Genomic DNA, 17005 nt, shown 5'->3' on the forward strand with positions numbered 1-17005 from the left:
CCGCCCCACAACAGACCCGCCAGGTTTCGATCTGATGACCGACACGGGCCGTAACCAGGTAATCGGTGACAGAGTGGGACGTATGACCATCCCACCGGCCACCACCCCCGCCGACGACCACGGCCCCGCCGTCCCCTACGGCACCCCCGACGCCCCCCGCATCGCCGTCCGCGGCGAAGCCCACCTCGAAGTCGACCCCGAGATCGCCCGCATCCGCGTCACCATCGCCTCCCGAGGCAAAGACCGCCGCACCGCCCTCGACGACCTCACCCGCCGCAACACCGCCGCCCTCGACCTCATCAAAACCTACGGCCAAGCCGTCGAACGCCTCGAAACCGGCGCCTTCTCCATCACCCCCCAACTCAAAGAAGGCCGCGGCGAACGCATCCACGCCTACCACGGCCGCGTCCACATCACCGCCGAACTCACCGACTTCACCGCCCTCGGCGAACTCACCACCCGCCTCGCCGACACCGACCTCACCCGCGTCGACGGACCCTGGTGGGCCCTCCGCCCCGACTCACCCGCCCACCGCCGCGCCCGCCAGCAAGCAGTCCGCGAAGCCGTCCAACGCGCCCGCGAATACGCCGAAGCCCTCGACACCACCCTCGCCGCCCTCGTCGAACTCGCCGACATCGGCGCCGAAGCCACCCCACCCACCCACCCCGCCGCACCCAGCGGCCGCATGCGCTCCCAAGCCGCCTACGCCGAAGACACCGCCGCCGCACCCCTCGACCTCGAACCCCAACGCCAACGCGTCCACGCACAGGTCAACGCCCGCTTCACCATGGCCCCACCCCGACTCTGAAGCTCATCAGAGCACCCCGGCGCACACTTCAACCCTTGTCAACAACCCTTCATCCAAAGGTTGTTGAGTAGTCACGCCCCACCAAATCGCTACCCATCGGTAAGGCCTAGGGTCACACCATGCGCCGAGCGAAAATCGTCTGCACCCTGGGCCCCGCCACCCATACATACGACCAGATCAAAGCCCTCGTCGACGCCGGCATGGACGTGGCCCGCTTCAACCTCAGCCACGGCACCCACGCCGAACACGAAGAGCGCTACCACCACGTCCGCAAGGCCTCCGACGAGACCGGCCGCAGCGTCGGCATCCTCGCCGACCTTCAAGGACCGAAGATCCGCCTCGGCCACTTCACCGAAGGCCCGGTACTCCTTGAACGCGGCGACACCTTCACCATCACCGTGGAGGAGGGCGCGGAGGGCGACGGCCGGCAGTGCGGCACGACATACACCGGACTCGCGGGTGATGTGACCCCCGGCGAACGCATCCTCGTCGACGACGGCAAGGTCTGCCTGGAGGTCACCTCGGTCGACGGCCCCCGCGTCCACACCACGGTCGTGGAAGGAGGGATGGTCTCCGACCACAAGGGCCTGAACCTGCCCGGTGTCGCCGTATCGGTCCCCGCTCTCTCCTCCAAGGACGAAGAAGACCTCCGCTGGGCCCTCCGCACCGGCTTCGACGTCATCGCTCTCTCCTTCGTCCGCTCCGGCCACGACATCGACGCCGTCCACCGCATCATGGACGAGACCGGACGCCGACTCCCCGTCATCGCCAAGGTCGAGAAACCACAGGCCGTGGACGCCATCGAGGACATCGTCGCCGCCTTCGACGGCATCATGGTCGCGCGCGGCGACCTCGGCGTCGAAATGCCCCTGGAACAGGTCCCCATCGTCCAGAAGCGCGCCATCAAACTGGCGAAGCGCAACGCCAAGCCGGTCATCGTCGCCACGCAAATGCTCGACTCCATGATCGACAACTCCCGCCCGACCAGGGCGGAAGCGTCCGACGTCGCCAACGCGGTGATCGACGGCACGGACGCGGTGATGCTGTCCGGCGAGACGAGCGTCGGCAAGCACGCGGTGGAGACCGTCCGGACCATGGCCCGCATCGTCGAAGCGGCGGAGGAGGACCTCCTCGCGAAGGGCCTCCCGCCCCTGACGGAAAGCGACAAACCCCGCACGCAGGGGGGTGCGGTCGCCCGTGCGGCGGCTGAAATGGGCGACTTCCTCCAGGCCAAGTTCCTGGTCGCCTTCACCCAGTCCGGCGACACGGTCCGCCGCCTGTCGCGCTACCGGTCCCCCATCCCGTTGTTGGCCTTCACCCCGGAACCGGCGACCCGCTCCCAACTGAACCTGACGTGGGGCGTCGAGACCTTCCTCGGCCCGCACGTCGACTCCACCGACGCGATGGTCGACCAGGTGGACGAGTTGTTGTTGCAGTACGGCCGCTGCCAGAAGGGCGACGTGGTCGTCATCACGGCCGGCTCGCCGCCCGGGGTCTCCGGGTCGACGAACCTGGTCCGGGTGCATCACATCGGGGAGGAGGAGAGGTAGGGGGCGTCAGTGTTTCGGGCCCACGTGGATGTCCATGAGGGCTACGGAGGCCTTGCGGGCGATCGAGACGTTGAACGGGTCGCTGCCGCGAGCTCACCGGCGACGAGGCGGGTGGTCCAGTTGGTGATACGGCACCCGTCGGAGTGGATGAGGCCCCGGATGAACTCCCAGGGGTGCGTGTCGACGATCTCCTGTTGCCAAGGTTCCAGGGCGATCGTCCGCTCGTGCTTCTTGCCGGGGCCGTGCTGGGGGAACAGGCAGGGCCAGTGCTGGCTTTATGCGATGACAGACACGTAGCCCTTTGCCTGCGTGCGGGAGGCGGTTCCTGTCGGGTTTACCGCCCGCATGGCAATCTCGCAGGCGTTCATCAGGCCCGGCCAGACGTTTGCGCAGACGATCCGTAGGTAGTGGCCGGTGCGGCGATGCGCGCTGATGCAACCGTCGCCGAGGTACAGGCCGAGCAGGTAGCAGTAGGCCTCTGTGTCCTCGGGTGGTCGAGGCTGGCGCTGGCAGCGGCTGCACGGATCGGGTTGCACTCGCATGCGCGGGATCGGCTCGATTCGCGTCTGCCAGGACCGAATCGCAGCGCGCGATATCCCCATCTCCTTGCTGACGGAGTTCATGCTGCGCCCTTGGGCGACGAGGGTCAGGCCCCGCTTGCGTGTGCTGACGTCGTACATGCGGCCCACTCTGGAAGCGTGATCGCGACGACACGCAGCAAAAAGCGGATGTTCACGAGAACGGGAACATCCGCTTCTTGGCGTCTACCTTCGAATCGAAGGAAAAGTGCCCCGGGTGGGACTCGAACCCACACTGAATACCTTTTGAGGGTATCGTCTCTACCGATTGGACTACCGGAGCCCTGCGAATCGAAGGTTCTCCCCGACCCGCTGAGCTCCCACCATACCGCAGCTAGGTAGGCTCTTGTCAGCTGTACCCCCGCCCCTGAACGAGGAGCCCCCGTGACCGCCCCCGAGTCGCCCCAGCCCGTAGACGCGCCCGACGACGACAAGTCGCACGTGCCTCCGCTGACGACCCGTGTCGTCATCGCCGAGGACGAGGCACTGATCCGGCTCGACCTCAAAGAGATGCTGGAGGAGGAGGGCTACACCGTAGTAGGTGAGGCGGGTGACGGCGAGCAGGCCGTGGAGCTCGCCCGGGAGCACAAGCCCGACCTCGTGATCCTGGACGTGAAGATGCCGAAGCTGGACGGTATCTCCGCCGCGGAGAAGATCGCCGAGGACCGGATCGCCCCGGTGCTGATGCTCACCGCGTTCTCGCAGCGCGACTTGGTCGAGCGGGCGAGGGACGCCGGTGCGATGGCGTATCTCGTGAAGCCGTTCAGTAAGAGTGACGTCGTGCCGGCGATCGAGATGGCCGTGTCCCGGTTCACGGAGCTGAAGGAGCTGGAGAACGAGGTCGCGGACCTCACCCAGCGCCTGGAGACCCGCAAGCTGGTGGATCGCGCGAAGTCGATTCTTCAGACGGAGTACGGCCTGAGTGAGCCCGCCGCGTTCCGGTGGATCCAGAAGACGTCGATGGACCGTCGGATGTCGATGCAGCAGGTGGCGGAGGCCGTCATCCAGGACGCGGACGAGAAGAAGAACAAGGGCTGACCGTCCGGCGCCCGAGCATGAGCGAGGCCCGCGTCCCCGAGAGGGGGCCGCGGGCCTCGTCGTATCTCCGGGTGGGTCAGTCCTCGCCGAGGTACGCCTTGCGGACGGACTCGTCGTGGAGGAGGTCCTGTCCGGTGCCGGAGAGGACGATGTTGCCGACTTCCATGACGTGGCCCTGGTCGGCGAGGGAGAGCGCGGCTTGGGCGTTCTGCTCGACCAGCAGGATCGTCGTGCCCTGGGACTTCAGCTCGACGATGGTGGCCATGATCTTCTGCATCATGATGGGGGAGAGGCCCATGGAGGGCTCGTCCAGCATCAGCAGCTTTGGCTGGGACATCAGGGCGCGGCCCATGGCGAGCATCTGCTGTTCGCCGCCGGAGAGGGTGCCGGCGGCCTGGCTGCGGCGTTCGCCGAGGATGGGGAAGAGGTCGTAGGCGCGTTGGATGTCCCGCTCGATGCCCTCCTTGTCCTTCCTGAGGAACGCTCCGAGCTGGAGGTTTTCGAAGATGGTCAGGCGGGGGAAGATGTGCCGGCCTTCGGGGGAGTGGGCCAGCCCGAAGGAGACGATCTTGTGGGCGGGGATGCCGCCCAGGGGCTTGCCGTCGAAGAGGATCTTCCCGCTGGTGGGCTTGAGCAGCCCGGACAGGGTGCGCAGGGTGGTGGTCTTGCCGGCGCCGTTGGTGCCGATGAGGGTGACGACCTGGCCTGCTTCGACCTGGAAGGAGATGCCCTTGACGGCTTCGATCTTGCCGTAGGAGACCCTCAGGTCCTCGACCTCGAGGAGTGCGGTCACCGGTCTTCTCCCTTGCTGATGGTGCTCTGTGCCTCGGCGGCCTCGACTTCCGCGGCTTCGGCGGCGCCGGGTTCGCCCTCGAAGGGTTCGCCGAGGTAGGCGGCGATGACGCGTTCGTCGGCCTGGACCACCTCGGAGGTGCCTTCGACGAGTTTCTCGCCCTGGACCAGGACGGCGACGCGGTCGCTGAGGTTGAACACGAACCGCATGTCGTGCTCGATGAGCAGGACGGCGATGCCCTTGTCGCGGATGGCGAAGACGAGTTCCTCGGTGGCGCGGGTCTCCTGCGGGTTCATGCCGGCGGTCGGCTCGTCGAGGAGGAGCAGGCCGGGTTCGGAGGCCAGTGCGCGGGCGATCTCCAGCTTGCGCTGTTCGCCGTAGGGCAGGTTGCGGGCCAGGTGGTCGCGCTTGTGGGCCAGGCCGATGAACTCAAGGAGTTCCATCGAGCGTTCCTCGCTGGCTTTTTCCGCCTTCTTGAAGCCGGGGCCGCGCAGCAGCGCCGACCACAGGCCTTCCTTGGTGCGGGTGTGCCGGCCGACCAGGACGTTTTCCAGGACGGTCATGTTGGCGAAGAGGCGGATGTTCTGGAAGGTGCGGGCGATGCCGGCCTGGGTGACCAGGTGGGGCTTGGGCGGCAGGACGGTGCCCTTGTAGGAGACGGTGCCCTCGGTGGGGACGTACAGGCCGGTGAGGCAGTTGAAGAAGGTGGTCTTGCCGGCGCCGTTGGGTCCGATCAGGCCGACGATCTCGCCGGCGTTGACGGTGAAGTCGACCGAGCGCACCGCGGTGAGGCCGCCGAAGCGCATGGTGACGTTACGGGCTTCGAGCACCGGTGTGGTGGTCTGCGTGGTCTGTGTCGTCATGGTGGTCACGCCCCCGCCTTCGTGACGGTGGCCGAATCGTCGGTCAGTGTCGTGGTCTGTGGTACGTCGAGCTGGCCGGTTTCGTGGAATTCCAGCTGGCGGCGGCGGTTGGCGATGATGCCTTCGGGGCGGAAGCGCATCAGCAGGATCAGCGCGATGCCGAACGCGAGCAGGGACTTGTCCTGGAGGAAGACCAGCTTCTCCGGCAGCAGGTAGAGCAGGGCGGCGCCGAGGATGGGTCCGGCGACCGTGCCCATGCCGCCGAGGACCACCGCGGCCAGCAGGAACGCCGAGTTGGGCGGGGTGGAGCCGGCGAACTGGTACGGGGTGGGGACCACGCTGTAGGTGACGTGGGCGGAGACGGTGCCGGCCAGGCCGGCCAGGGCGGCGCCGAGGGCGAAGGCGATGAGTTTGACGCGGAAGCCGTTGATGCCCATGGCGGTGGCGGCGGTCTCGTCCTCGCGGATGGCGATCCAGGAGCGGCCGATGCGGGAGTCGGCGGCGCGGGTGTAGACGAGGACCACGATCGCCATGATCAGGACCATGAGGAGGTAGTAGTTGGCGAACCGGCCGAGGGTGAAGCCGGCGATGTCGTGGGACTCGCCGAGGTTGAACCCGAAGAGTTTCAGATCGGGGATGGAGGGGATGCCGTTGGGCCCGTTGGTGATGTCGGGTCCGGAGTCGCCGTCCATGTTGTTGACCGCGATGCGGAAGATCTCGCCGAAGCCGAGGGTGACGATGGCGAGGTAGTCGCCGCGCAGGCGGAGGGTGGGGGCGCCGATGAGGATGCCGAAGACCAGGGAGGCGGCGGCGCCGGTCAGGGCGGCGGCCCAGAAGGGGAAGTGGACGCCGGAGAAGGTGGAGAACTCCGAGCCGGAGACCAGGGCGGCGGTGTAGGCGCCGACGCCGAGGAAGGCGACGTAGCCGAGGTCGAGGAGTCCGGCGAGGCCGACGACGATGTTCAGGCCGAGGGCGACGGTGCCGAAGATGAGGATGTTGACGCCGATGTTGGCGTAGTGGTCGTCGGTCTGGGTGAAGGGGAACGCGATCGCGGCGGCGAAGCCCATCGCCAGGGTGAAGCTGCGGTGGCGGGCGACCAGCCGGGAGAAGCGGTCCAGCAGGCCCGCGGTGTGCAGGGCCCATACCGAGAACACGACCACGATCAGGTAGCCGATGAACAGCTCGCCGTACTCGGTGTCGATGCCGTAGGTGAAGACGCCGAGGCCGATGATCGTGACGACGGTGATGACCGCCCGCTCGATCCAGGGTGCGAGGTCCTGGGGGGCGGGGATCTGTTCGGCCTTGGTGATGTACGCCTTGAGGTGTTCCTTGGTGTCGCCGGTGGCCTTCTCCGGGAGGGAGAGGGCGCCGATGACGGGGAGCAGGGAGGCGATGGCGGCGATGAAGCCGCCGGGTTCGAGGTTGGCGAGGCCGCCGAGGTCGACGCTGATGGCGAGGACGGTGTACCAGGTGACGCCGAAGCCGCCGAGGGCGGTGAGGAACAGCGGCGCGTTGTTGCGGGCGGGGATGAGCCAGCCGAGGCCGCGGATGCCGTAGGAGGCGAGGGCGAAGAGGGTGGTGAGGATGCCTGCGGTGAAGGTGAGCCACTGGAGGCCGCCGGGGTAGCCGGTGACGGTGAGGTCGCCGGGGAAGGCGGAGGTCCAGGTCCAGGCGAGGAAGGTGGAGGCGGCGGTGGCGATGCCTCCGGCGAGGAGGAGCGCGCGGGCTGCCGCGAGGGGCAGGGGGAGGAGGCCGCGGGTTTCGGCGGTGGGGGCGTCCCCGGCCGAGGGGCTGGTGTTCTTGGTCTCGGTCATGTGATCACGCCCTGTCCGCTACGCGTTCGCCGAGCAGGCCCTGTGGCCTGAGGAGCAGCACGAGGATGAGCAGGACGAAGGCCCATACGTCGGACCAGCCCTGGCCGCCGAGCTGCTGCATGCCGGGGATGCCGTCGATGTAGGCGGAGGCGAGGGTTTCGGCGACGCCCAGGACGAGGCCGCCGAGCATGGCGCCGTAGATGTTGCCGATGCCGCCCAGTACCGCGGCGGTGAAGGCCTTGAGGCCCATCAGGAAGCCCATGCGGTAGTCGACGTTGCCGTATTTGAGGCCGTAGGCGACGGCGGCGACGGCGGCGAAGAAGCCGCCGATGGCGAAGGCGATGACGATGATGCGGTTGGTGTCGATGCCCATGAGCTGGGCGGTGTCCGGGTCCTGGGCGGTGGCCTGCATGGCGCGGCCGGTGCGGGACTTGCGGACGAAGAACGCCAGGGTGGCCATGCAGACGACGGCGGCGACGACGAGGAAGATGTCGGCGTCCTTGATGGTGACGGAGCCGATGTCGCGGGTGGTGTCCAGGCCGGGGAAGGCGCGGGCGCGGTCGGCGCCGGGGTAGAAGTTGCGGACGACTTCCTGGAGGGCCAGGGAGAGGCCGATCGCGGTGATGAGGGGGGCTAGCCGGGGTGCTCCGCGCAGTGGGCGGTAGGCGAACCGTTCCGCTCCGACGGCGATGAGGATGGCGACGAGGGCGCCGCCGATCAGCATCAGGGGGACGGCGATGACCATCGTGGTGCCGTCGGGCAGGATGTAGAAGTAGACCGTGAGGGCGCCGAAGGCCCCGGTCATGAAGATCTCGCCGTGCGCGAAGTTGATGAGCTGGACGATGCCGTACACCATCGTGTAGCCGATGGCGATCAGCCCGTACATCGAGCCTAGGAGCAGCCCGTTGGCCAGCTGCTGCGGCAGGGTGTTCACCGCGTGGCCTCCATGTCACTGGTGGTGGTCGTGTGCACTGGTGGCGTGCAGGGTCTGGGGTGCACTGGTGTGCGGAAGTCCGGGTGTGGAAACGGGCCGCGCGGTCGGGATCCTCCTTCCGCGCGGCCCGTGAGCGGTGTGCTGCGGGTCTGGGTCAGCCGAGGTCGGCGGTGCCGGTGTCGACAGCCTTCCACTTGCCCTTCTCGACCTGGTAGACCGTGAGCTGCTTGTTGGTGGTGTCGCCGTACTGGTCGAAGGAGACCTTGCCGGTCAGGCCCTCGAAGTCGGACTTCTGGACGCCGTCGACGACGGAGGAGCGCAGCGCGTTGATGTCGCTGGGGACGTCGCCGTTGTTGGCGTCCACGGCGGCCTTCACGGCCTTGATGATGGCGGTGGTGGCGTCGTAGGCGTAGGCACCGTAGGCGCCGTAGTCACCCTTGTAGCCCTTGGACTTGTAGGTGGCGATGAAGTCCTTGGCGGCCGGCAGGGTGTCGGCGGGGACACCGATGGCGGTGACGAGGTCGCCCTCGGCGGAGGCGCCGGCGGCCGAGATGTAGGTGGACGCGTACATGCCGTCGCCACCGAAGAGCGGGATCTTGACGTTGGCGTCCTTCATCTGCTTGGTGAGCAGGGAGGACTCGTCGTACTGGCCGCCGTAGTAGAGGAGGTCGGCGCCGGAGCTCTTGATCTTGGTGACGAGGGAGCCGAAGTCCTTGGTGCCGGTGTTGACGTGGTCGGTCTGGACGACCTGGCCGCCGAGCTTCTTGAACTGGTCGCTGAAGATCTTCGCCAGGCCGGCGCCGTAGGTCTGCTTGTCGTCGACTACGAAGACCTTCTTCTTCTTGAGGTCGTTGAAGGCGTAGCCGGCGGCGAAGCTGCCCTGGAGCTCGTCGGTGGTGGCGGTGCGGAAGTACGTCTTGTACGGCCGCTTCTTGTCCGTCTGCCAGTTCTTGCCCTGGGTCAGCTCGGGGTTGGTGTTGGCCGGGGAGATCTGGACCATGTTGGCCGAGGCGAAGACCTGCTGCATGGTCTGGGCGACGCCGGAGTTCAGCGGGCCGACGGCGCCGATGGCCGTCTTGTCGCCGGTGATGGCGGTGGCGTTGGACTGGCCGGTGGCGGGCTGGGCCTTGTCGTCCAGGGCCTTGATCTTGAACGTGACGCCGGGGACGAGCTTGTTCTTGTTGGCGTCATCGATGGCGATCTGGGCGCCGTACCGGATGCCGAGGCCGGTGGTGGAGTTCTCGCCCGTGAACGGGGCGGTGACGCCGATGGTCAGCGTGGTGCCGCCGCCGCTGTCGCCACTGTCGCCGCCGCCGTTGTCGTCTCGGGAGCCGCAGGCGGTGAGCGTCAGAGCGCCGGTCGCGAGAACGGAGCTAAGTATCACCAAGGAACGTCGCACAATCAGTCCTTTCCGCAGGCACTGTCACCCCTTGTGGGGGACGGCGGGTGCCGCGCTGGTACCGAACTCCCGATGGAGCGGTGACTGGCCGTGACTCTAAGCCCGGTTTGTAGTGCTGGGCATCGCTGTGCGCTGGCTTGTGACTTTCTTGTTATGACGTGATGGAGGGCAAGCTTCGGTAAAGGGGGCTCTCAGCCGTTTTAGAGGGGGTGCTCTCAGTCCGCATGCTGAGAACCCGCACTTCCGGTTGGCCGTGGGCCCGGCGTCGCGGTCGGGGGCTCGCAGGCGTTCTTCAAGAGCGTGGAAAGGTCCCTGGAGTAGGCGCGGCCGAAGATGAAACTGTGTCGCTGTATTGCGCGTGTGTTACGCAGCGTTACGTCGAGAAAGGACAGGCCCGCATTGAGGGGCAGGCCGGAACAGTTGGATACGGATATCTCGACGGTGATTCGGCGGGGCGTTCCGGCGTGGACGGTGAAGGCGGGTTCGGGGACGACCCGGGCCCGGAGGCCGGGGAAGGCGGCGCCGGTGACCGTCAGGGTCACGGGTGGCCCGTGGTCGACGGACACGGCGAAACGATAGCGGCCGCTGGTTCTCGCGGAGTTGAGGGGTGCGGCGAGTCCGGAGTAGTGCCAGGTGGTGACGTTGGCGGGCCAGGGGACGGGCCGGGGTGGGAAGGTGGGGGCGGGGTCGCCGCCGGGGGTGAGGACCAGGGCGCCGATCGCTGTCGCGGTGGCGGCCGTGGCCGTGAGGAGGCCTTGTCTGGCTCGTCGCGGCAGTCCGTTCCACCGCCCGGCGAGCCGGTCCGTGAGGCGTGGCGCGTCGGCGCCGATCACGTCGTAACTCTCGCCGGTCTCCGCCGAGTTGACGGGCTCGACGGGACCGATGCCGGTCATGGGAGCGGCCTCATGGAATGACGGTACCGGCTGTCGGGCGCTCTGGCTGCGGGTGGTCGTGCGGCTTCGGGGTGGTGCTCGTGGCGGGGCGGGCGGCACCCGGTCGGTGCCGGGTCGCGCGCCTCGCCCTTCGGTCGGTGGTGGGCGGTCGTCCTGTCAGCCGGTGGCGCCCACGCGCTCCCCGTCCCCGGGGTTCACGTCCCGCAGGAGACAGGTCAGCCGGGCGGTGCACACGCGTCGCCCGTCCTCGTCGCTGATCACGATCTCGTACGTCGCCGTGGACCGTCCGCGGTGCACCGGCGTCGCCACTCCGGTCACCAGGCCCGACCGGGCGCCGCGGTGGTGTGTGCAGTTCAGGTCCACGCCGACGGCGATCTTCGAGCTGCCTCCGTGGAGCATCGATCCCACGGATCCGAGCGTCTCCGCGAGCACCGCCGACGCGCCGCCGTGCAGGAGCCCGTACGGCTGGGTGTTCCCCTCGACCGGCATCGTCCCGACCACGCGTTCCGCGGACGCCTCGACGATCTGCACCCCCATGCGCGTCCCGAGGTGGCCCGCCGAGAACAGTGCCTGGAGGTCCACGCCGAGTGCGGCGTACTCGTCGATGACCTCTTGCGGGAACGTCACGTGCTGCTGCTCGCCCATGGGGCCCGACTCCGTTCGTCGTGATCGGTGCGGCCGTCCGGCGCCGCTCACCGGCTGAGCAAACGCTCAGTCGGTAGCCGATTGTTCCAGACGTACGACGACGGACTTGCTGGCCGGGGTGTTGCTGACGTCGGCGGTGGCGTCCAGCGGCACGAGCACGTTGGTCTCGGGGTAGTAGGCGGCCGCGCAGCCCCGCGCCGTCGGGTAGAACACCACCCGGAAGCCCGGAGCCCGCCGCTCGACCCCGTCCTTCCATTCGCTCACGAGGTCGACGTACGAGCCGTCCGCGATCTTCAGGCGGCCGGCGTCCTCGGGGTTCACCAGCACCACCCGCCGTCCGTTCCTGATGCCGCGGTAGCGGTCGTCCAGGCCGTAGATGGTGGTGTTGTACTGGTCGTGCGAGCGCAGCGTCTGGAGCAGCAGCCGTCCCTCGGGCAGCCGGGGGTACTCGACGGGCGCGGCGGTGAAGTTGGCCTTGCCGGTGGCGGTGGGGAAGCGGCGCTCGTCGCGCGGGGCGTGCGGGAGGGTGAAGCCGCCGGGGTGGGCGACGCGCGCGTTGAAGTCCTCGAAGCCGGGGATCACGCGCGCGATGCGGTCGCGGATCGTGGCGTAGTCCTTCTCGAACTCCTCCCACGGAACCTTGCTGTCCTCGCCGAGCACGCGGCGCGCGAGGCGGCAGACGATCGCCGGTTCGGACAGCAGGTGCGGGCTCGCGGGCTCCAGGCGGCCCCGGGAGGCGTGCACCATGCCCATGGAGTCCTCGACGGTCACGAACTGCTCGCCGCTGCCCTGGAGATCGCGCTCGGTGCGGCCGAGGGTGGGCAGGATCAGGGCACGCGCGCCCGTGACGGCGTGCGAGCGGTTGAGCTTCGTCGAGACGTGCACGGTCAGCCGGGCCCGGCGCATGGCCGCCTCGGTGACCTCGGTGTCGGGCGAGGCGGAGACGAAGTTGCCGCCCATGGCGAAGAAGACCTTCGCGTGGCCGTCGCGCAGGGCGCGGATGGCCTGGACGACGTCGTAGCCGTGCCCGCGGGGCGGGGCGAACCCGAACTCCCTCTCCAGGGCGTCCAGGAAGGCGGGCGCCGGGCGTTCGAAGATGCCCATCGTGCGGTCGCCCTGCACGTTCGAGTGGCCGCGCACCGGGCACACGCCCGCGCCCGGGCGGCCGATGTTGCCGCGCAGGAGGAGGAAGTTGACCACCTCGCGGATGGTCGGCACGGAGTGCTTGTGCTGGGTGAGGCCCATCGCCCAGCACACGATGGTGCGCTCGGAGGCGAGAACCATGGCGAGGGCCTGCTCGATCTCCGCGCGCGTGAGGCCGGTCGCGGTGAGTGTCTCGTCCCAGTCGGCGGCGCGGGCGGCGGCCGCGAACTCCTCGTAGCCGTGGGTGTGTTCGTCGACGAAGGCCCGGTCGACGGCGCCCTCGGTCCCGAGGATCAGCTTGTTGAGGAGCCGGAAGAGGGCCTGGTCGCCGCCGATGCGGATCTGCAGGAACAGGTCGTTGAGCGCGGCGCCGGTGGTGAGACCCTTGGCGGTCTGCGGGTTCTTGAAGCGCTCCAGGCCTGCCTCGGGCAGCGGATTGACGCTGATGATCTTCGCGCCGCCCGCCTTCGCCTTCTCCAGGGCGGAGAGCATGCGCGGGTGGTTCGTGCCCGGGTTCTGCCCGGCCACGATGATCAGGTCGGCCTTGTAGAGGTCCTCAAGGAGGACGCTGCCCTTGCCGATGCCGATCGTCTCCGACAGGGCCGAGCCGGAGGACTCGTGGCACATGTTGGAGCAGTCGGGCAGGTTGTTGGTGCCCAGCTCGCGCGCGAACAGCTGGTAGAGGAACGCGGCCTCGTTGCTGGTACGGCCGGAGGTGTAGAAGAGGGCCTCGTCGGGGGAGCCGAGGGCGGCGATCTCCTCGGCGACGATGTCGAAGGCCCGCTCCCAGGTCACCGGCTCGTAGCGGTCTCCTCCCTCGGGGAGGTACACGGGGTGCGTGAGCCGACCCTGCTGTCCCAGCCAGTAGCCGCTCCTGGTCGCGAGGTCGGCGACGGAGTGCGCGGCGAAGAACTCCGGGGTCACCCGGCGCAGGGTGGCCTCCTCGGCGACCGCCTTCGCGCCGTTCTCGCAGAACTCCGCGGCGTGCCGGTGGTCCGGCTCCGGCCAGGCGCAGCCGGGGCAGTCGAAGCCGTCCTTCTGGTTGACGCGCAGGAGGGTCAGCGCGGTGCGCTTGACGCCCATCTGCTGCTGCGCCATGCGCAGGGTGTGGCCGATGGCCGGCAGTCCCGCCGCCGCGTGCTTGGGCTCCGCGACCTGCGGCGCGTCCTGAACCGGATCGCTCTTGGGCGGCTTGCTCGCCATCGCGGACTCTCCTTCACGCACACGTATGAAGTACCTCTCCGATCCTCGCACGCGGTGCTGACAGTGGTCAGCGGTGGGAGGGGATGGGGGCGGGGTGGGTGCGTGGGGTGCTGGGGCGCGGTGGTGGGGTTCGGTGGGGGGTGGGCGGGGCCCGGTTGGGGTGGACTGTCAGTGGGGCGTGGCAGGATCGGGGGCGTGGCAGAGACAGCATCGAAGAAGACCGAGAACACCGCCGACGGCGCGCGCCCCCGCCTGATGCTCATGGACGGGCACTCGCTGGCCTACCGCGCGTTCTTCGCGCTGCCCGCGGAGAACTTCACGACCGCGACGGGCCAGCCGACGAACGCGATCTACGGCTTCGCGTCGATGCTGGCCAACACCCTGCGCGACGAGGCGCCCACGCACTTCGCGGTGGCCTTCGACGTGTCCCGCAAGACCTGGCGCTCCGAGGAGTTCACGGAGTACAAGGCCAACCGCTCCAAGACCCCGGACGAGTTCAAGGGCCAGGTCGAGCTGATCGGCGAGCTCCTCGACGCGATGCATGTCGCCCGGTTCGCCGTCGACGGCTTCGAGGCCGACGACATCATCGCCACGCTCGCCACCCAGGCCGAGGCCGAGGGCTTCGACGTGCTGATCGTCACCGGCGACCGCGACTCCTTCCAGCTGGTCAGCGAGCGCACGACCGTGCTGTATCCGACGAAGGGCGTCTCCGAGCTGACCCGGTTCACCCCGGAGAAGGTCTTCGAGAAGTACGGGTTGACGCCGGCCCAGTACCCCGACTTCGCCGCCCTGCGCGGTGACCCGTCCGACAACCTGCCGGGCATCCCGGGGGTCGGCGAGAAGACCGCCGCGAAGTGGATCAACCAGTTCGGGTCGTTCGCGGAGCTGGTCGAGCGCGTCGAGGAGGTCAAGGGCAAGGCCGGGCAGAACCTCCGCGACCACCTGGAGGCGGTCAAGCTCAACCGCCGGCTGACCGAGATGGTCCGCACCGTCGAGCTGCCGAGGACCGTCGCCGACCTGGAGCGCCCTCCCTACAACCGCAAGACCGTCGCGATGGTCCTCGACACCCTGGAGATCCGCAACCCCTCGCTGCGCGAGCGGCTGCTCGCCGTCGACCCCGGCGCCGAGGAGGCCGACACCACCCCCGTGGTCGAGGGCGGCGTGGCCGTGGACGGCGCCGTGCTCGGCACCGGCGAGGTCGCCCCCTGGCTCGCCGAGCACGCCACCCAGGTCCTCGGCGTCGCCACCGTCGACACCTGGGCGCTGGGCACCGGCTCGGTCACCGAGGTCGCGCTCGCCGCGGCCGGGGGAGCGGCCGCCTGGTTCGACCCGTCCCAGCTCGACGAGGCCGACGAGACGGCGTTCGCTTCCTGGCTCGCCGACGCCGAGCGGCCCAAGATCTTCCACAACGCCAAGGGCGCGATGCGGGTCTTCGCCGAGCACGGCTGGAGCGTCGCCGGGGTCGGCATGGACACCGCCCTCGCCGCCTACCTCGTCAAGCCCGGCCGCCGCTCCTTCGACCTGGACGCGCTGTCCCTGGAGTACCTCGGCCGCGAGCTCGCCCCCGCCGCCGCGGCCGACGGGCAGCTCGCCTTCGGCACGGACGAGGGCGCGGAGGCCGAGGCGCTGATGATCCAGGCCCGCGCGGTGCTCGATCTGGGCGAGGCCTTCGCCGGGCGCCTTGAGGAGGTCGGCGCCGCGGATCTGCTGCGGGACATGGAACTGCCCACGTCCGCGCTGCTCGCCCGGATGGAGCGGCACGGCATCGCGGCCGACCGGGCCCACCTGGAGGCCATGGAGCAGATGTTCGCCGGTGCGGTGCAGCAGGCGGTGAAGGAGGCGCACGCCGCCGCCGGGCACGAGTTCAATCTCGGCTCGCCCAAGCAGCTTCAGGAGGTCCTCTTCGGCGAGCTGGCCCTGCCGAAGACCAAGCGCACCAAGACCGGGTACACCACGGACGCCGACGCGCTCGCCTGGCTCGCCACCCAGACGGACAACGAGCTGCCGGTGATCATGCTTCGGCATCGGGAGCAGGCGAAGCTTCGGGTGACCGTCGAGGGACTGATCAAGACGATCGCCTCGGACGGTCGGATCCATACGACGTTCAACCAGACCGTTGCCGCTACCGGGCGGTTGTCCTCCACGGATCCGAACCTCCAGAACATTCCCGTCCGTACCGATGAAGGGCGGGCGATCCGGCGGGGGTTCGTGGTCGGTGAGGGGTTCGAGTCCCTGATGACCGCGGACTACAGCCAGATCGAACTGCGGGTGATGGCCCATCTGTCCGAGGACGCGGGGCTCATCGAGGCGTTCACCTCCGGTGAGGACCTGCACACCACGGCTGCGTCGCAGGTGTTCGCGGTCGAGCCCGCCGGGGTCGATGCGGAGATGCGCCGCAAGATCAAGGCGATGTCGTACGGGTTGGCGTACGGGTTGTCGGCGTTTGGGCTCTCGCAGCAGTTGAACATCGATGCGGGGGAGGCGCGGGCGCTTATGGACGCGTACTTCGAGCGGTTCGGTGGCGTGCGGGACTATCTGCGGCGGGCGGTCGACGAGGCGCGGGCCACGGGGTACACGGCGACGTTGTTCGGGCGGCGGCGCTACCTTCCCGACCTCAACAGCGACAACCGTCAGCGGCGTGAGGCGGCGGAGCGGATGGCTCTCAACGCGCCGATCCAGGGCACCGCCGCGGACATCGTCAAGATCGCCATGCTCCATGTGGACCGCGCCCTGCGTGACGCCGGCCTGAAGTCCCGCATGCTCCTCCAGGTCCACGACGAAATCGTCCTCGAAATCGCCCCCGGCGAGCGGGCGACCGCGGAGGAACTGGTCCGCCGCGAAATGCAGAACGCCGTTGCGCTGAGGGTGCCGTTGGGCGTCTCGGTGGGCGACGGTGCGGACTGGGAGTCGGCCGCGCATTAGTGGGGGTGCGCGATGCCTGCGGCGCGCTGTGCGGCCCCGGTGGGGGCGTGCGTAGCGCCTACGGTTGTGGGGTGGGTCGGGGCCGGGTCGGGGGGTGTCCGTCCTCGGTCCGGCGGAACTGTTCCGGCAAGGGGTACTGCGTGTCGGACGCCGGCCGCTGCGGGCGGACACCCCCCGCCCCGTCCCCTCGCCGCCGTGGGCGGCTACGACGCCAACGGCCGATGGTGCTTGATGTCCCAGGGCGACTACAGCTTCCCTAGGGGCGCGGGGAACTGCGCGACCAGCCCCCACGGACCCGCAGACGACACGCGACCCCCGCCAGGCAGGCCCGTCACTCGTGTGGTCCTTGCGGAGACGCATACGGGCGGTGCCGCAGTTAAGGATGCGGGCATGGGTATACGCATGCTCCACCGCCGGAGGGC

General features: G+C 68.9%; 12 protein-coding genes, 1 tRNA gene and 1 pseudogene. 4 read left to right on the forward strand and 10 right to left on the reverse strand.

What is annotated here, in order from left to right; genetic code table 11:
- Positions 1-82 precede the first annotated feature (82 nt).
- Both K4B79_RS05660 and pyk read left to right on the forward strand, forming a co-directional pair.
- The gene (locus K4B79_RS05660; protein WP_232025135.1) at positions 83-808 is read left to right on the forward strand and encodes an SIMPL domain-containing protein; all 726 of its coding nucleotides are present in this window, start codon (positions 83-85) and stop codon (positions 806-808) included.
- A gap of 119 nt (positions 809-927) precedes the next feature.
- Positions 928-2358: a pyruvate kinase gene (gene pyk / locus K4B79_RS05665; RefSeq protein ID WP_232025136.1), complete on the forward strand. Its 1431-nt coding sequence runs from the start codon at positions 928-930 to the stop codon at positions 2356-2358.
- Between the two features lie 6 nt (positions 2359-2364).
- On the opposite strand, the pseudogene K4B79_RS05670 reads toward pyk, so the two are convergent.
- Positions 2365-3038 (reverse strand): annotated as a pseudogene (locus K4B79_RS05670) (transcriptional regulator).
- A 107-nt stretch (positions 3039-3145) separates the two neighbouring features.
- A tRNA-Leu gene (locus tag K4B79_RS05675) sits at positions 3146-3219 on the reverse strand.
- 101 nt (positions 3220-3320) lie between these two features.
- Here K4B79_RS05675 and K4B79_RS05680 point away from each other — a divergent pair.
- Positions 3321-3974 (forward strand): ANTAR domain-containing response regulator, encoded by a 654-nt coding sequence (locus K4B79_RS05680; RefSeq protein WP_232025137.1) that lies wholly within the window; start codon positions 3321-3323, stop codon positions 3972-3974.
- A 76-nt stretch (positions 3975-4050) separates the two neighbouring features.
- Here the strand turns inward: K4B79_RS05680 and K4B79_RS05685 are convergent, their stop codons facing one another.
- From K4B79_RS05685 to K4B79_RS05725, 8 genes are all read right to left on the reverse strand, one after another.
- Positions 4051-4767 (reverse strand): ABC transporter ATP-binding protein, encoded by a 717-nt coding sequence (locus tag K4B79_RS05685; RefSeq protein ID WP_232025138.1) that lies wholly within the window; start codon positions 4765-4767, stop codon positions 4051-4053.
- Complete coding sequence (locus K4B79_RS47670) at positions 4764-5630, reverse strand: ABC transporter ATP-binding protein (protein WP_269463197.1); 867 nt, start codon at positions 5628-5630, stop codon at positions 4764-4766. Before K4B79_RS47670 ends, K4B79_RS05685 begins: the two co-directional genes overlap by 4 nt.
- Positions 5631-5635: 5 nt before the next feature.
- Positions 5636-7444, reverse strand: a complete 1809-nt coding sequence (locus K4B79_RS05700; protein WP_232025139.1) for a branched-chain amino acid ABC transporter permease — start codon at positions 7442-7444, stop codon at positions 5636-5638.
- Between the two features lie 4 nt (positions 7445-7448).
- Entirely contained in the window at positions 7449-8378 is a 930-nt protein-coding gene (locus tag K4B79_RS05705) for a branched-chain amino acid ABC transporter permease (protein ID WP_232025140.1), read from the reverse strand.
- Between the two features lie 154 nt (positions 8379-8532).
- Positions 8533-9765, reverse strand: a complete 1233-nt coding sequence (locus tag K4B79_RS05710) for a branched-chain amino acid ABC transporter substrate-binding protein (RefSeq protein WP_232025435.1) — start codon at positions 9763-9765, stop codon at positions 8533-8535.
- A gap of 227 nt (positions 9766-9992) precedes the next feature.
- Complete coding sequence (locus K4B79_RS05715; RefSeq protein WP_232025141.1) at positions 9993-10670, reverse strand: hypothetical protein; 678 nt, start codon at positions 10668-10670, stop codon at positions 9993-9995.
- Between the two features lie 156 nt (positions 10671-10826).
- The gene (locus K4B79_RS05720; RefSeq protein WP_232025142.1) at positions 10827-11315 is read right to left on the reverse strand and encodes a PaaI family thioesterase; all 489 of its coding nucleotides are present in this window, start codon (positions 11313-11315) and stop codon (positions 10827-10829) included.
- A 66-nt stretch (positions 11316-11381) separates the two neighbouring features.
- Entirely contained in the window at positions 11382-13661 is a 2280-nt protein-coding gene (locus tag K4B79_RS05725; RefSeq protein WP_232025143.1) for an FdhF/YdeP family oxidoreductase, read from the reverse strand.
- Positions 13662-13856: 195 nt separating this feature from the next.
- Here K4B79_RS05725 and polA point away from each other — a divergent pair, with 195 nt between their 5' ends.
- Positions 13857-16583 (forward strand): DNA polymerase I, encoded by a 2727-nt coding sequence (gene polA, locus K4B79_RS05730; RefSeq protein WP_232025144.1) that lies wholly within the window; start codon positions 13857-13859, stop codon positions 16581-16583.
- Positions 16584-17005 lie beyond the last annotated feature (422 nt).

It is taken from the genome of Streptomyces lincolnensis, assembly GCF_021173675.1.
Classification (GTDB): domain Bacteria; phylum Actinomycetota; class Actinomycetes; order Streptomycetales; family Streptomycetaceae; genus Streptomyces; species Streptomyces lincolnensis_B.

Bases quoted from the DNA above. Each gene is read 5' to 3' on its own strand.
- K4B79_RS05660 (WP_232025135.1), top strand. From the start codon at position 83: ATGACCATCCCACCGGCCACCACCCCCGCCGACGACCACGGCCCCGCC.
- pyk (WP_232025136.1), top strand. From the start codon at position 928: ATGCGCCGAGCGAAAATCGTCTGCACCCTGGGCCCCGCCACCCATACA.
- K4B79_RS47670 (WP_269463197.1), bottom strand. From the start codon at position 5,630: ATGACGACACAGACCACGCAGACCACCACACCGGTGCTCGAAGCCCGT.
- K4B79_RS05700 (WP_232025139.1), bottom strand. From the start codon at position 7,444: ATGACCGAGACCAAGAACACCAGCCCCTCGGCCGGGGACGCCCCCACC.
- K4B79_RS05715 (WP_232025141.1), bottom strand. From the start codon at position 10,670: ATGACCGGCATCGGTCCCGTCGAGCCCGTCAACTCGGCGGAGACCGGC.
- K4B79_RS05720 (WP_232025142.1), bottom strand. From the start codon at position 11,315: ATGGGCGAGCAGCAGCACGTGACGTTCCCGCAAGAGGTCATCGACGAG.
- K4B79_RS05725 (WP_232025143.1), bottom strand. From the start codon at position 13,661: ATGGCGAGCAAGCCGCCCAAGAGCGATCCGGTTCAGGACGCGCCGCAG.